The organism is Salinimonas lutimaris, from assembly GCF_005222225.1.
In the GTDB taxonomy this organism is placed as follows: Bacteria; Pseudomonadota; Gammaproteobacteria; order Enterobacterales; family Alteromonadaceae; genus Alteromonas; species Alteromonas lutimaris.
This window is the reverse complement of sequence record NZ_CP036536.1, coordinates 3,035,515-3,051,986: the sequence shown is the minus strand read 5'-3', so window position 1 is coordinate 3,051,986 and position 16,472 is coordinate 3,035,515. Positions and strand designations below refer to the sequence as shown.

The window sequence follows — 16,472 nt, the reverse complement described above, 5'->3', positions numbered from 1 at the left end:
ACTTTAGTTGAATTTAATGCTTGTAGGCGGTGTTGGTAAGTGATACTAAAGAGGGGAGATTGCAATCTCTTCTTGCATAAATATCTACTTTTGCAGGGAAATAATAACAAATCGCTAAGCAATTTAGCGTTCAGGGAGCAATACATGTTTAATTATAAAAAAACAGCTGCAGCTGCTGCTGTTGCGCTGAGTCTCGGGCTGGCATTGCCTGCTCATGCCGCAACAACAGGAACAATTCTTGGTAATGCAGTAGAAACAGACGGCGATCTGGTATCTAACGCCACTATTACTGTTAAAAATAAAGAAACAGGCTTAACTCGTACTGTTCAGTCTGACGAGTCAGGCTCATTTCGTTTTCCTCTCTTGCCACCAGGCACTTATGTCATCTCTGCTAACAAAAATGGTTTTCAGCAAACATTGCAGGACAATGTCAATGTAAGGCTGGGCGGAAGTTCTAGTATTAACATCCAGCTGGTCGAAGACAATGTAGAGCGTATTGAAGTGACCGGCTCGTCAATAGCATTGGTGGACGTAACCAGCTCTACTACGGGGATTTCTGTTGATGCGGTGACCCTAGATAAACTACCCGTACCTCGTAACTTGTCTTCTGTTGCATTGCTGGCACCGGGAACTACGGAGGGTGATTCTGATTTTGGTGACGGCGGCCTGACATCTATTGGTGGCTCTTCTGTTGCTGAAAACGCGTTTTATATCAATGGTCTTAACATTACCAACTTCAGAACGGGTGTGGGCTCAAGTGAACCACCGTTTGATATGTATGATTCGTTTGAAATTAAAACCGGTGGTTATTCTGCAGAATATGGCCGGGTAACCGGTGGTATCATCAATACCAAAATCAAGAGTGGTACCAACGAATTTAAAGCGGGTATTAATGCTTACTGGGAGCCAGAAGCGTTAAGAAGCTACAAACCTTCTGAAAGACGTGAAGACGGTACCTATCGCATTAATAATGATGCAGATGAAGTCACCAATCTTGATGTTAACGTTTGGGCCAGCGGCGCACTGATTGAAGATAAGTTATTTTTCTATGTACTGGCTAACCCGCGTGATGTGACTAATGACTACAGAGGCGCACAAACCCCAACCGGGGACGGTGTGATAGAGCAGGATTATCGGGAAACCGATGACGATACATTCTGGGTTGCCAACGTTGACTGGTATATTACAGAAAACAATATCCTTAACTTAAGTGCTTTTTCTGATGAAAGCAGCAATGTTGAAGAACGTTATTCAGTATTAAATGGTGAGATAGTCAGTACGTCGCCAGCACTGACCTATGAAAATTCGGGTGGTGTCAACTACATTGCGAAATGGACAAGTATTATCAACGAAGACTTTTCGTTTTCCGCAATGTACGGCTTAAACCAGATAGACCGCACAACTAACAGTAACCTGGATGCCAACCCGGCGGTTTACTATCGCTACGACAGTACCGGTAGTTTTGTTCCTGCTGATACCTTCGCCTCATTCTCAATTGAAACAGGTGAAGATGAGCGGGAAGTTATTCGACTTGATGCTGACTGGTATATCGGTGATCACTCTTTACGATTTGGTATAGATTACGAAAAACTAACTGCAACTTCACTGACAACAAACTCTGGTGGTGCGTACTACCTGTATTATGTTGATGATTCAAATCCGGCAGCTGAAGAAATTTATCAGGTTCGTCAACGTACCTATCAGGTAGGCGGAGATTTTGAGTCAGAAAACTTTGCGTTCTATGTTCAGGATCAGTGGCAGGCCACTGATAACCTGGTCATTAACATGGGTATTCGTAACGACTCTTTTGAAAACTTCAATGCTAACGGTGACTCATTTGTTAAGCTGGACAACAACTGGGCTCTGCGTTTAGGTGCTGTGTGGGATGTGATGGGCGACGGTGAGTCAAAAGCCTGGGCATCTTATGGCCGTTATTATCTGCCAGTTGCTGCAAATACCAATATTCGTCTGGCCGGTGCTGAAACCTATATTCAGGAATACTATGAATTTAATGGCTTTGTTGATGAAGCGTTAGGTATTCCTAATCTGTCAGGGGCCAAAACACAACCAGATGATATTTTTGCCAATGGCTCTGCAGCACAGCCTGCAGAAATTGTTGATCAGAACCTGGATCCCATGTACTCAGATGAATTCATCGCTGGTTATCAGTTCCAGCTAACAGATGACTGGAGTCTGGGTATTCAGGGAACATATCGTGAATTGTCTACGACTATCGAAGATGTTGCCATTGATGCAGCCGTTATTGACTGGGCGGCAGATAATGGATACGGCGATGTGTCTGACATCTGGACGGGTTTCCATTCTTATGTACTGACCAATCCGGGTAAGGATATGCGTATTGCTACCACTGAACTGCCTGGCGCAGAAGGTGAGCAGGTCTTTATGGATCTGAGCGCAGAGGATTTAGGATACCCTGAATCGGTACGCAAATATGCAGCTGTAGATTTTACCTTTAACCGTGCATGGGATGGGCTCTGGACAATGACCGCGTCTTACACCTGGTCACATAACTGGGGTAATAACGAAGGGTATGTTCGCTCTGATAACGGTCAGGATGATGCTGGTTTGACGACTAACTTTGACCAGCCGGGACTACTTGACGGTGCGTATGGCGACCTGCCGAATGACCGCCGCCATCAGGTTAAGGTGTTTGGTTATTATGCCCTGACTGATGACATCATTTTAGGTGCGAACCTGCAGTACTGGTCTGGCCGTCCGATCAATGCTTTTGGTTATCACCCAACCGATACTTTTGCGCAGGCGTATGATTCTGAGTCCTTTTATGCTGGCGGTGAACTAGCGCCACGTGGTTCACGCGGACGGACCAACGATTACTGGAATCTGGATGTTTCAGCTTCTTATACACTGGATGTTTTCGAAGATTACGAACTGACACTCAGAGCGGATGTTTTCAACGTATTTGACAACGATGAGACGACTGAAGTTGTTGAGATTTATGACGACGAAAGCTCTATTGATCCGTTAAATCCAACCGTTAACCCGAACTATGGTCTGCCGTCTAACTGGCAAACACCACGATATGTTCGTTTAAGTGCACGATTTGCATTTTAACGCAATCTGACTGAGGAGGGGCTCTAAGTCCCTCCCTTAATGTTCATTAAAAATGACATTTACAGAAATTAACAGATAAAACCTTTGTGTATGAAAAATAAGCACTTTCTCCTCGTTGTGTAATTATCTTGTTACAATATTTACAAAATGAGCGCAAAAAATATTGAACTTTTGTCTCGTCTCTCATATTTGGCAGTTGACCGCGTTAAGTCACTGTGGTTATATTCAAATGAAGGCTCAAGCCTTAACCGAATAAAAAGTCGTTTCAACGATTTATATAACAAACACTAAAACCACTTTAGTGTTCCAGGGAGACAATACATGTTTACAAATTCCAAACTGGCAAAGTCAGTGAAGCTGGCGTGCGCTTTTGGTGCGGCTTCTGCTGCGCTGCTAACTGCAAATATGGCTGTTGCACAAGAAGATGCAGCTGCTGCAGAACAAGATGTTGAAAAAATCTCAGTAACGGGTTCACGTATCCGTAAAGTGGATTTTGTTTCAAATGCCCCGGTTGCTACTGTTGGTGAAGAACAGTTCAGCCTGACAGCAACCGTTAACACTGAATCACTTCTGAACACTCTGCCACAGGTTGTACCTGGTCTGGACAGAACCTCAAATAACCCTGGTAACGGTACTGCTACAGTTGACCTGCGTGGTCTGGGTACAAACCGTACACTGGTACTGATTAACGGTACCCGTGCAGTTCCGACTACAGCCTCTGGTACAGTGGATATCAACTCTATCCCAACTGCACTGATCAAGGACGTTGAAGTCCTGACTGGTGGTGCATCAGCTGTATATGGTTCTGACGCGGTAGCTGGTGTTGTAAACTTTATCCTGAAAGATGATTTTGAAGGTGTTCAGCTGCAATCTGGTTATGAAGTAACAGAGCAGGGTGACGCTGAAATCTACAATGCCGATTTTACAATCGGTGGTAACTTTGCAGACGGTAAAGGTAACGTTGTATTCAATGTTTCTTTTACAGATCGTAAAGAGCTGTTCCAGGGCGATCGTGATTTCTCTACGTTTGCTCAGTTTGACGATGGTGTTGGTGGCCTGTTTAATGGTGGTTCATCCGGTGTACCTTCTAACGCAATTTTCTCTGCCGGGTTTGCAGACTTTGCACCAGATTCACAGGCTATCATTTTTAACCAGGATGGTAGTGTAAGACCTTTTGTAGGTGCTGGTGATAACAACGATTTCTACAATTTCGCGCCGGTAAACTACATTCAGCTGCCTCAGGAACGTCATCAGATTTCAGCGCTGGGTTCATATGAACTGAGTGATAATGCAGAAGTTTACGGCCGTGCGATGTTTACTGACAGCCGCGTGCCTCAGCAGCTTGCTGCAACACCTATTTTCCAGACTACAACATTCTCTCTGGACAACAACCCGTTCCTTACAACAGAAGCACAACAGCTTCTGTCTGGTACCATTGGTGATGACGTAGACACAGATGGCGATGGTATTGCTGATACGGCAACTGCACTGGTTCGTCGTCGTCTGTTAGAAGTTGGTCCTCGTCGTTCAGAAGAAACCTTCCAATCTTACCAGATGCAAGTAGGAGTTCGTGGTAGTTTTGGTGACTCTGCATGGACTTACGATGCATATTACCAAACAGGTAAAGCGACTAATTCATCAGCTCAGCTGGGTAACGTAAACCGCGACCGCTTTGATCAGGCGCTTCTGCTTGCTTCAGAAGATGGCAATGTGATCGTTGATGCTGACGGAAATCCGTCTTGCGCCGATACATCAGCAAACGGTTCAACCGTGGCTTGTGCACCAATGAACATTTTTGGTGAAGGTAACATCTCTGAAGATGCAGCTGCCTACCTGCGTACAGCAGTAGCATCACAGGCTGTATTCGACCAAAAATTGTTTGGCGCTAACATTGCCGGTGACTCAGGCGAGTGGTTCGAGCTGCCAGGGGGCCCTCTGGGTATTGCCTTTGGTTATGAGCACCGTAAAGAAGATTTTGAATTCCTTCCTTCACAAGACTTAGCTGCGGGTACCATTGCCGGCTTTAACGGTGCGCCTCCTGTAGAAGGTGGTTATACGTCTTCTGAGTGGTATGCAGAAGCATACTTGCCAATTCTGTTTGGTGAAGAGTGGGCTGAAAGCCTGGATGTAGAACTGGCATACCGTTCTGCTGATTACAGCACAGCCGGTACGGCAGAAAGTTACAAAATCAGTGCTTCATGGGCTCCGGTAGATGAAGTTCGCTTCCGCGCAGGTTTCAACACGGCGGTACGTGCACCAAATATCTCTGAGCTGTTTTCTCCGGCTGGCGAAGGCTTCCCGGGCGCAGCAGATCCATGTTCTGCAAGCGGTGCACCAGCTAATCCTTCAGCAGAGCTAAGTGCGCTTTGTCAGGCAACTGGCGTACCAGCTGATGCTGTCTTTGGCGCCTCGTTGAACCCAGCTTCTGGCCAGGTTCGTAATTTAGTTGGCGGAAACCCGGAACTGGGTGTAGAAGAAGCAGATACGCTGACTGTTGGTGTGGTATTAACGCCTACAGACGACTTCAGTGTTAGCCTTGATTACTTTGACATCGAAATCGAAGATGTTATTTCTACAGTTGGTACTAACAACACGCTGGATCTGTGTTATAACTCTGCTGCAGGCGGTGTGGGTTCTACATTCTGTAACAATGTGACTCGTCGTGCAGATGGTACCATCGACTTTGTTACTGACAGCTTCCAGAATGCGGCAACCCGTACTCTGAAAGGTTATGATTTGATCGCCAGCTACTCGATTGATGCTGGTCCGGGCGCCCTGAGCTTGGATTACCTTGGTACATATACCGCCGAATCAGACTTCTTTGCCTTCCCAGGTGCAGATGCCATTGAGTGTGCAGGTAACTTCGGTCTGGATTGTGGTGAGCCTCTGCCAGAATACAAGCACCGCCTGACCGTTAAATACGGTATGGACGACTTTACAGTACAGATGCTATGGCGCTATGTGGGTGAAGTAGAAGATGATGATGCTGGTACTGACTACGCAGTAGAAACTATCAGTGCGCACAGCTACTTTGATTTGATGGGTACTTACTACGTATCTGATAACTACAAAGTTACTGCGGGTGTAGATAACCTGTTTGATAAGCAACCACCAATCATGGGTGACAATGCTCAGCAAGCAAACACTTATCCTGCAACTTATGATGTGTTTGGCCGTACTTACTATGTACGTCTGACTGCAACATTCTAAGCAGTGTATAAAGCTTGACCAAAGGCTCCCTCGGGAGCCTTTTTTGTAACTATTGTTCAATTGAAGTAAGAATCGATATTGCTAATCTGATGAGAAAAAAGGGGTCATCATGCAGGAGCAATTTGTACAACTCATTCAGGCATTACAGGGGCTTTTACAAAAAAAGGACTTTGTAAACCTGGATAAGCTACTCACCGGTGTTATTACCCAGTATCCCAACCAGCTGATATTTCAACAGTTCCGCGCTGCCAGTCAGTATGAACAGCGGCATTATCATGCCGCATTCGAGACCCTGATATATTGCCATCGCCGGGCTCCGGATAATGCTGATATCATCATGAACCTTGCCAGAACGTGTCTGGCATTAGGCAAAAATTCTGCTGCTGTGACTTATACTGTTCAGCTTTTAAAGCAGCCAAATGCAAACCCGCTGCCCGCCTTGCTATTTACGTTTAAACATCAGTTAGATCTATCGCCAGGTATGTTGATGCCAGAGTTACTTGGCACCGCCAGACGCTCTTACCAGCAACAGCCAAAAGTATTTGCCGCTGCGGTTCGCTATTTACTTGATAAAGATTTAGCGGCCCAAGCGTTCGGCGAGTTTATGTCGTACAAACCGGGTAAACAAACCAACGATCTTATGTTACTTGAAGCGCAGGTGAATCGGGCAGTCGGGGAGTTTGATACAGCCAGAGCAAGGTTTGAAGCGCTGCTCAAAACCGTGCCAGGCCATTATGCCATTTATCACAGTTATGCTAATTGCCTGGCAGATTGTCAGGATTATCGCGCTGCTATTAATGCATACAAAAAAGCCATTGAACTGGCCCCTGATTATGCGCCAGCCCATAAAAACCTGTCTGAATTACGTTTTGAACTGGGGGGCAAAGATGACTTTTTAGATAATTATCAAAAGGTTTTTGAGCAGGGGAAAGTAACGCCAGGTATGCTCAAAGACTACCTTGCACAGTTACTGCGCACCCGGCAGGTAGCAAACACAGAAGTTTTACTAAACCGTTATCGTTCATTGCTTTCACAGGCTGATTTTATATATAACAGCGCGGAATGTCGCAGGCTGACAGACAAACCAACACATATTGCGGAATTGATCAGTGAGCTGCATGATATTAACGAGCTCACCTGTGATCAGGCATGTCAACTGGCCCAGCAGTGCATAACTGAAAACGAACAGCCGCAGGCTGCTGCGCTGGTGCGTTCGGTTCTGGACCGGGATCCCGACAATCAGTGGGCACTGGCACTAATACCTTATGCTGTACATGCAACAAAATCACAGGATGCCTTCTGGCAGGCCTGGGCATGCAAACAGAACTATATTTACCAGTACACCATTGAGCCGCCTTCAACCAGTGAAAACCTCACAGTGTATCTTACCGAGCTTCGTCAGTATTTACGTCACTGCCATAACGCCGAGACTGCGCCGCTTGAGCAAACACTGATTAACGGTACGCAAACCCGGGGGAATCTGTTTTTTGACAGCAACCCTCTTATTAAGCATCTGAAGTCGCAATTTGAGTGCGCTGCTCAAAAGGCACTTAAACACTATCAGTCATTGCCTTTGTGGTATGACGGATTTAATCAACCCGGTGTAATCAGTGCCGAATCAGCCTGGTCGGTCGATCTTAAAAGCGGGGGCTATCACAGTAACCATATTCACCCGATGGGCTGGTTAAGTTCGGTATGCTACATTGCATTGCCGTCATTCAGTGATGAGGACTATGACGGCTATCTGAACTTTGGTATTCCCAATTTTACCGTCAGCGATAATGACCCGTTTATGCGGGTCAAACCTGAAGCAGGTAAATTAGTTATGTTTCCATCGTTTTTCTGGCACGGTACACAGCCATTTAGTGATGCAGAAAAACGGCTGACGGTCGCCTGTGATTTCAAAAAGGATATGCCTGCCTTTTAACGGAAAATATGCCGCACCTATAAAGGTGTGGCTCTGAACCATCCTGAAAAAGCAAATCTTGGTTGGCGGGCAAATGGAGTCACATAGGTAACGCTGTGAACACGGTCGACATCGAATAAATTCATACTGTTATGTACCGGGCTCCAGGCTTTTTGAGGACTCCCATTCTGAGAATAAAACTGCAACAGACCACCCCAGTCGGGGTGCCATTCACGGTTAAAGTTCAGTACAAAAGCGACTCTGCGCTGCTCAGTAGCATGATGATCTTTATGCCGGGTTAGAAAGTGCCCGGGACTAAAGCGACTGGCCTGTAAAGACGCTGCGCAGATATCTCCCGCACCGGTAATTTGCCTGACCCATGCCAGCACCTCCGCACTGTTAAGCCAGGCGGATAACGCTCTGTAGGTGCTGGTTTGAGCGCCTGCCGTCTCTAAGCTCGAGCGTCCGTATAAGTAGCCGACACCCTGCGATGCATTGTGCATAATTTGCTGGTGCGTTGACTGTTTTTCCTGTGCAGATAAGTTTTGCCAGTGGGAAAATGGCACATTCAGAACCTGGTTGTTTATGTAAGTTGCTAGCTTATAACCATCGTGCTGCTCCAGCGAGCCGGTCAATTCTTCTGCAAAATCAGGCTTAAAGAAGCGAGGGAGGTTAATGTGCCCTGACTGCTTATACTGTGTAATCAGTTCTTCAGTAACAGGAATAGAAAGTGTGTTAGGTAAAGACATAGAGTAGTTATTATGGCGACTTTATATCCAGTTTACTGGCTAAAGGCGAATTAACAAGCATTGGGCTGAAAATCCCTCGCGAACTTCAGTAGGTTAAATAATAATGATGTAAAAAAACAACAAAAAAAGAGAGGGTGTTGCTGTTGACATTGAGAAGCGTACTTTTACGTCATTTTTAATCTGAAAGTATGATTAAAAAGCAGTTAATTCTCTATAACATCCAATTAACTTAAGTGATTGCATGCACTAAAGTTTATGTGTCGCCAAAAAATTGACTTTTTATTACACAAATAAGAAAAAGCAGGGTTTTACTGCTTGCATCCGATCAGTGGTTGAGATATTAAGTTCAGCAGCACTTGCTATTTAGCGCTAACTTTAATAGCTATCCTGCTTTGGGAAGCTAAAAAAGTGCCAACTATTGATTAACGATTAGTCATATCAGTTCTTCGGTGGGGTGTTAAGACGGTGTTACTTGACTATTTGACACATTCCGTGTGAGTATTGGAGATTCGTAGTGTTGGCAGAATCTCGCCAATTGCTACCTTCCGAAAATAAAATTGTAAAAGTTTATACGCCCCTTGCTTGCAAAAGCAGCAAGGATTCAAATAAGAAATTTGGTTGGGAACTATGTCCAAGATGAGCAAGAGAACTCTTATTGCTTCTACTGTCATGGGTGCATTTGCACTGACAGGCAGTGCAGCCGTCTCTGCAGTTACTCTTAACGATCTTCAAAAAGAAGAAGGTAAGATTCACGCGGCTGCAGCGAAATCTCAAGAAAAAATCAACACACTATTCGAACAATCTCAAGAGTTGTTGGTTGAGTACCGTCAAACTGTTGACCAAACAGAGAACCTGAAAGTTTATAACGACTACATTGCGAGTCTGGTTGCTGACCAACAACGTAGCATCGATTCTCTACAACGTCAGATCGACAGCATCGAACAAACCAAGCAAGGTATCGTTCCTCTGATGTTCCGTATGATCGACAGCCTGGAAAAGTTTGTTGAGCTGGATGTTCCTATCCACCTTGAAGAGCGTCGTTCGCGTATCCAGCGTCTTCGCGACATCATGGAAAACTCTAACGTTACCGTTTCAGAGCAGTTCCGTCAGGTTATCGAAGCATATCTGGTAGAAGTAGAGTACGGCACGAAGATGTCTTCTTATCAGGGCACTATCGACAATGCAGGTACTGAAGTTACTGTTGACTTCTACAACCTGGGTCGTACCGCTCTGCTGGCTCTGTCATTGGATCAAAATCACGCCTGGGTGTGGGATAATGATGCACGTCAATGGCAGGAATTGGGCGATGAGTACCTGGCGTCTGTGGTTGATGCTGTGAAGATGGCAAACGGCACAATCACCCCGGATCTTATCAAGTTACCAATCAAAGCAGCGGAGTAAGTTTTAATGAAACAAGTATTTAAATCTCTTGTAGCCGCTGCAACGATGGCGGTGTTCGCGACCGGTGCGCAGGCACAGGAAGCTGCAAGTTTGCAAGATCTGCTACAGCAGGTAAAAGACAACCGCGTGTCTGAAGCACGTATCAACAAGCAACGTGAAGCTGAATTCCAGTCTGACCGTTCAGACAAGCAAGCGCTACTGCGTAAAGCTCAGTCTGATCTGAAAGCTGAGCAAGATCGCGGTGACCGTCTGCAACAGCAATTTTCTGATAACGAAACCACGTTAAACGAAAAGTCTTCTGAACTGGAACAGGCTACCGGTACCTTGGGCGAAATGTTCGGTGTTGTACGTCAGGCAGCGTCTGAAGCATATGGCCGTATTTCTACGTCAATCGTTTCTGCTCAATACCCGGGCCGCGACGAGTTCCTTGCTGAAATGTCAGAAGAATCTAAAGGTCTTCCTAATATTCAGGAACTGGAAGATTTGTGGTTCGCACTGCAAACAGAAATGACTGAATCTGGTCAGGTTGTTCGCTTTAATACAAGCGTTGTAAACCTGGAAGGCGGTAGCTCAGACCAGGAAATCGTACGTGTTGGTACATTTAACCTGGTAGGTGAAGATGGTTACCTGACTTACGATGCAGAAAACAAAGTTGTTCAGCCTCTGGGCCGTCAGCCTGAAAGTCACCTGGTTGGTTCTGCAGAAGATCTGTCTTCAGCAACCTCTGGACTGATTCCTTTCTACGCTGACCCTTCACAAGGCGCAATTCTTGGTCTGCTGAAAGAAAAGGCAACATGGAGCGAGCGCTATCATGCAGGTGGTGCGGTTGGTTACGTGATCACTGGTATGCTAATCATCGGTCTGCTGATTGGTCTGTACAAAATCATCACGCTTGGCGCGACTGGCAGCAAAATCAAGTCACAGCTTAAAAATCCAGGTAACCCTTCAGAAAGCAACCCTCTGGGTCGTATCCTGAAAGTGTACCAGGCGAACAAAGGTACTGATGCAGAAAACCTTGAGCTGAAACTGGACGAAGCAATTCTGAAAGAACTGCCGACTATCGAAAGCGGTATCAACGTTATCAAGATCTTCGCTGCTATTGCACCGCTGCTGGGTCTGTTAGGTACAGTACTTGGTATGATCGCAACGTTCCAGACCATCACTCTGTTCGGTACAGGTGACCCGCGTCTGATGGCAGGTAGTATCTCTATGGCACTGGTTACCACTGCTCAGGGTATTATCGCAGCGCTGCCTCTGATTCTGATGCACAGCATCGTAGCTTCTCGCAGCAAGTCAATCGTTCATATTCTGGACGAGCAGACTGCTGGTATCATTGCTGCACACACTGAGTCGGGGAAAGCGTAATATGAATAGCCTGATTGGATTATGGGAATCAGTCAGGGAATTTATCGCTACTGGTGGCGACGTGCTGTACTTTGTCGCCATCGCGCTCTTTCTTATGTGGGTATTAATGATTGAGCGCTACTGGTATATCTCAGCGGTCTTTCCAAAAGTGAAAAAAGATATTATCACTCGATGGGATGCCCGCGCAGATACTACCTCCTGGTATGCGCATAGAATCCGTGAAGCTTGGATTTCTCAAGCGTCTGATGACCTGGACGCTAGGATGTTAATCATTCGTACTCTGGTGGCAATGTGTCCACTGATTGGTCTGCTGGGAACAGTAACCGGGATGATTAGCGTATTTGAGACTATGGCAACGCAAGGTACCAGCAACGCCCGTTTGATGGCATCAGGTATCTCTATGGCAACAATCCCGACTATGGCCGGGATGGTAGCTGCGCTGTCTGGACTGTTCATCAGTTCTCGTCTTGAAGCCAAAGCTAAGTTGGCTAAAGAAGGCTTGGTTGACAGCCTGCCACATCATTAGAGAGAGAGATTATGGCGCGAAAAGTCAGAACCGAAGAGGAAGATGCGCAAATTGATATGACGCCCATGCTGGACGTTGTATTCATCATGCTGATTTTCTTCATCGTTACTACTGTTTTCGTAAAAGAAGCAGGTATTGAAGTAAACAAGCCGGATGCAAATCAGGCCACGCTTCACAAGAATGCCAATATCTTCGTCGCCATCACTGACGATGGAAGTGTGTGGCTGGACAAACGTGAAGTGGCGGTAGAGAGTGTCAGAGCCAACATTGAACGACTGTTAACAGAGCAGCCTACGGATTACGTTATTATCCAGGCTGACGTTAAAGCCAAGCATGGTGTAGTCGTAAAAGTGATGGACCAGATCAAAGCTGCAGGTGTTGATCGCATTTCAGTAGCAGCAAGGGGATAAGATGGTTCGATTTATCGTTTCTATACTACTAGGTGCCGCGGTTGCCTTTGGTCTGTTCGTCTTAATGGCGAAACTAATCGAGAGTTCTGGTCGCCCGGCAGATGAAATTCCCGAAGCACCCGTTATTGATGTGGTAATGCAGGAACCGGAAGCAGATACGCAGACTCGTCAGCGTACACCGCCTCCGCCTCCACCACCACCTCAGCAGCCACCGAAGATGCAACCTGTAGAGCCGGACTCTACTGAAGTTAACAGTGATGGCTTCAGCTTAGCAGTTCCAGCTGTAGATACAGGCGGTGTAGGTGTAAACATTGGCGCGGTGGGCGCGATGCAACAAGATGGTGAAGCGACACCAATCGTACGTATCGACCCTAAATATCCGCCTCAAGCTGCCCGTGACGGCCGTGAGGGTTGGGTTAAACTTCAGTTCACTATTAATGAACAAGGTGGAGTTGAAGACATCGAAGTTATTGATGCTGACCCAAAACGTATTTTCGACCGCGAAGCGCGTCGTGCTCTGAGCAAATGGAAATACAAGCCTAAAATCGTTGAAGGTAAACGTGTTAAACAACCCAACATGTTCGTTCAGCTAGACTTTAAACTGGAGCAGTGATCATGATGAAAACTACATTCAAAATGTCAGCCCTTGCTTTAGTCATGGGAGTCTCAGCTGTTCTGTCTGCGCCAGCGATGGCGCAGTCATCAGCCCCAGTGGAATGCCCGGGTTATGAAAAGGGTAAAACACAACTGGTTGGTGAACGTGCTGGTAAGAAAGTTCAGAAAGCTTTCGAAGCATACAACGAAGATCGCGTTGAAGAAGCGCTGCAGATTCTTTATGAAGCAGACCCTTCAGACGACTTTGATAAGGCGTATGTCGGTCGGTTTATCGGTAACCTTTTAGCGGCTAAAGATGATGCTGGTGACAAGGCGTTAGAATATCTGACTTCTGCGGTCGAGCCCAAAGTATTGAATGACACAGAGCATTCTCAAACACTTAAGCTGCTGGGTGACCTTAACCTGCGTGAAGAAAACTACAAAGATGCCATTAAATGGTATAGCGCGTGGATGGACTTTACGTGTAAAGAAGATGCAGATGTTTATGTTCGCATGGCACAGTCTTACTTTGAAACTAAGCAATTAGACAAAGTTATTGAGCCTTCAGACAGAGCGATTGCGCTGTATGAAAAGCCGAACAAAAACCCTTATGTTCTGAAGTTGCAGTCTTACTACCAACGTAAGATGTACCCAGAAACAGTCAAGGTTGCTGAAACTCTGGTTAATACGTTCCCTGAAACGCCGGCGTGGTGGACTCAGTTGGGTGTATTCTACATGCTTGTAGAAAACTACTCAGATGCGTTAGCTACAATGGAAATCGCTTATGATGCGGGTTATCTGGAAAAAGAGTCACAGTTTAAAAACTTGGCTCAACTATATTCCACAAACGGTATTCCGTACAAAGCGGCTAAGATTCTGGAAACTCACGTTGAAAAGGGTGATATCAAGAAAGACGCACAAATGATGCGTAATATTGCTAACTCTTATCATCAGGCCAAGAACTATGATGTTGCTGCTAACTATTATGGTAAAGCAGGGCAGATGAGTTCTGATCCGGAAGATTTCCAGAAACAGGGTACGCTGCTGTTGGTTGCAGAAGATTATAAAGGGGCAATTACTGCTCTGAATAATGCTCTGGACCGTGGTGCAGAAGAAGAGGGTAAAATCCACTTCTCGTTGATGGAAGCAAACTTCTACCTTGGTAACTTTAAGAAAGCCTGGGACTATGTTCAGCTTGCGAAGAAAGAGAAATCTATGCGTCGCAACGCGTTAGCCTGGGAACCTTATATCAAGGAAAAAGCCAAAAACCGTGGCATCAATATCTAATACAAAAAGCCCCTTCACCGGGGCTTTTTTGTATCTGCGCTATTTTATCTCTCTTATCCCCTAAGCATCAGAGAACTCCTGAACAGCCTGGCTAATGCAAAACGATCTTTGAACAAGCATAGCCATGTTCCGATGGAGATCCAGGATATCGCTGCTCGACTCCGGGACGACGGCGGGGGAGAACGTCATTGAATTGGATCAGTCACGTCCCTACATTCGTCATTCCTGCGAAAGCAGGAATCTCCTGAACAGTCTGGCAGATTCGCAACGCCCTGTGTTTAAGTTCGTCATGTTCTCACGGAGATCCCGGATATCGCTGCGCGATTCCGGGACGACGGGGTAAGGCCCTCTTCACTATAGGGACACGCACGGCTACCAGTCATTCCCATGCAAACGAGAATCTCCACCTTTACCGTCATCCCCGTGACAACGGGGATCTCCTGGACAGCCTGATTGATGCAAAAAAACTTTGAACAAGCATAGCCATGTTCCGATGGAGATCCAGGATATCGCTGCTCGACTCCGGGACGATGACGGGGGAGAACGTCATTGAATTGGGTCAGTCACGTCCCTACATTCGTCATTCCTGCGAAAGCAGGAATCTCCTGAACAGTCTGGCTGATTCGCAATGCCCTGTGTTTAAGTGCGTCATGTTCTCACGGAGATCCCGGATATCGCTGCACGATTCCGGGACGACGGCGGTGGAGAACGTCATTGAATTGGGTCAGTCACGTCCCTACATTCGTCATTCCTGCGAAAGCAGGAATCTCCTGAACAGCCTGGCTGATTCACAACGCCCTGTGTTTAAGTGCGTCATGTTCTCACGGAGATCCCGGATATCGCTGCGCGATTCCGGGACGACGGCGGGGGAGAACGTCATTGAATTGGGTCACCCACATCCCTACATTCGTCATTCCTGCGAAAGCAGGGATCTCCTAAACAACCTAGCTGATTCGCAACGGCCTGTGTTTAAGTGCGTCATGTTCTCACGGAGATCCCGGATATCGCTGCGCGATTCCGGGACGACGGCGGGGGAGAACGTCATTGAATTGGGTCAGTCACGACCCTACATTCGTCATTCCTGCGAAAGCAGGAATCTCCTGAACAGTCTGGCTGATTTGCAACGCCCTGTGATTAAGTGCGTCATGTTCTCACGGAGATCCCGGATATCGCTGCGCGATTCCGGGACGACGGCCGGGAAGGAATGTCATTGAATTGGGTCAGTCACGTCCCTACATTCGTCATTCCTGCGGAAGCAGGAATCTCCTGAACAGTATGGCTGATTCGCAACGCCCTGTGTTTAAGTGCGTCATGTTCTCACGGAGATCCCGGATATCGCTGCACGATTCCGGGACGACGGCGGGGGAGAACGTCATTGAATTGGGTCAGTCACGACCCTACATTCGTCATTCCTGCGAAAGCAGGAATCTCCTGAACAGTCTGGCTGATTTGCAACGCCCTGTGATTAAGTGCGTCATGTTCTCACGGAGATCCCGGATATCGCTGCGCGATTCCGGGACGACGGCCGGGAAGGAATGTCATTGAATTGGGTCAGTCACGTCCCTACATTCGTCATTCCTGCGGAAGCAGGAATCTCCTGAACAGCCAGGCTGATTCGCAACGCCATGTGGTTAAGTGCGTCATGTTCTCACGGAGATCCCGGATATCGCTGCGCGATTCCGGGACGACGGCGGGGGAGAACGTCATTTAATTGGGTCACTCACGTCCCTACATTCGTCATTCCTGCGAAAGCAGGAATCTCCTGAACAGTCTGGCTGATTCGCAACGCCCTGTGTTTAAGTGCGTCATGTTCTCACGGAGATCCCGGATATCGCTGCGCGATTCCGGGACGACGGCCGGGAAGGAATGTCATTGAATTAGGTCAGTCACGTCCCTACATTCGTCATTCCTGCGAAAGCAGGAATCTCCTG

General features: G+C 46.8%; 10 protein-coding genes. 9 read left to right on the top strand and 1 reads right to left on the bottom strand.

All coding sequences use genetic code 11. From position 1 onward, the window contains the following. The first annotated feature begins 144 nt into the window (after nucleotides 1-144). The 3 genes from EZV72_RS13390 to EZV72_RS13380 all read left to right on the top strand — a co-directional run bounded on the left by EZV72_RS13390 (nucleotide 145) and on the right by EZV72_RS13380 (nucleotide 8,230). Nucleotides 145-3,093, top strand: coding sequence for a TonB-dependent receptor (locus EZV72_RS13390; RefSeq protein WP_137167702.1), 2,949 nt, complete (start codon nucleotides 145-147; stop codon nucleotides 3,091-3,093). Nucleotides 3,094-3,414: 321 nt separating this feature from the next. Next, nucleotides 3,415-6,303, top strand: coding sequence for a TonB-dependent receptor domain-containing protein (locus EZV72_RS13385; RefSeq protein ID WP_137167701.1), 2,889 nt, complete (start codon nucleotides 3,415-3,417; stop codon nucleotides 6,301-6,303). Nucleotides 6,304-6,412: 109 nt separating this feature from the next. After that, the gene (locus tag EZV72_RS13380; RefSeq protein ID WP_137167700.1) at nucleotides 6,413-8,230 is read left to right on the top strand and encodes a 2OG-Fe(II) oxygenase family protein; all 1,818 of its coding nucleotides are present in this window, start codon (nucleotides 6,413-6,415) and stop codon (nucleotides 8,228-8,230) included. Between the two features lie 17 nt (nucleotides 8,231-8,247). Here EZV72_RS13380 and EZV72_RS13375 read toward each other — a convergent pair whose 3' ends face one another. Then, nucleotides 8,248-8,958: a 2OG-Fe(II) oxygenase gene (locus tag EZV72_RS13375; RefSeq protein ID WP_137167699.1), complete on the bottom strand. Its 711-nt coding sequence runs from the start codon at nucleotides 8,956-8,958 to the stop codon at nucleotides 8,248-8,250. 636 nt (nucleotides 8,959-9,594) lie between these two features. On the opposite strand from EZV72_RS13375, the gene EZV72_RS13370 reads away from it, so the two are divergent. From EZV72_RS13370 to EZV72_RS13345, 6 genes are read left to right on the top strand one after another with little or no spacing between them, the layout of a single operon-like run. Further along, nucleotides 9,595-10,359, top strand: a complete 765-nt coding sequence (locus EZV72_RS13370) for a DUF3450 domain-containing protein (RefSeq protein ID WP_137167698.1) — start codon at nucleotides 9,595-9,597, stop codon at nucleotides 10,357-10,359. Between the two features lie 6 nt (nucleotides 10,360-10,365). After that, nucleotides 10,366-11,724 carry a MotA/TolQ/ExbB proton channel family protein gene (locus tag EZV72_RS13365; RefSeq protein WP_137167697.1) on the top strand — a complete coding sequence of 453 codons (1,359 nt, stop codon included), beginning with the start codon at nucleotides 10,366-10,368 and terminating at the stop codon, nucleotides 11,722-11,724. Nucleotide 11,725: 1 nt separating this feature from the next. After that, nucleotides 11,726-12,250 (top strand): MotA/TolQ/ExbB proton channel family protein, encoded by a 525-nt coding sequence (locus tag EZV72_RS13360; RefSeq protein ID WP_137167696.1) that lies wholly within the window; start codon nucleotides 11,726-11,728, stop codon nucleotides 12,248-12,250. An 11-nt stretch (nucleotides 12,251-12,261) separates the two neighbouring features. After that, complete coding sequence (locus EZV72_RS13355) at nucleotides 12,262-12,660, top strand: ExbD/TolR family protein (RefSeq protein WP_137167695.1); 399 nt, start codon at nucleotides 12,262-12,264, stop codon at nucleotides 12,658-12,660. Nucleotide 12,661: 1 nt separating this feature from the next. Further along, nucleotides 12,662-13,273, top strand: coding sequence for an energy transducer TonB (locus EZV72_RS13350; protein ID WP_137167694.1), 612 nt, complete (start codon nucleotides 12,662-12,664; stop codon nucleotides 13,271-13,273). Between the two features lie 2 nt (nucleotides 13,274-13,275). After that, nucleotides 13,276-14,541 (top strand): tetratricopeptide repeat protein, encoded by a 1,266-nt coding sequence (locus EZV72_RS13345; RefSeq protein WP_137167693.1) that lies wholly within the window; start codon nucleotides 13,276-13,278, stop codon nucleotides 14,539-14,541. The last annotated feature ends 1,931 nt before the right edge of the window (nucleotides 14,542-16,472 follow it).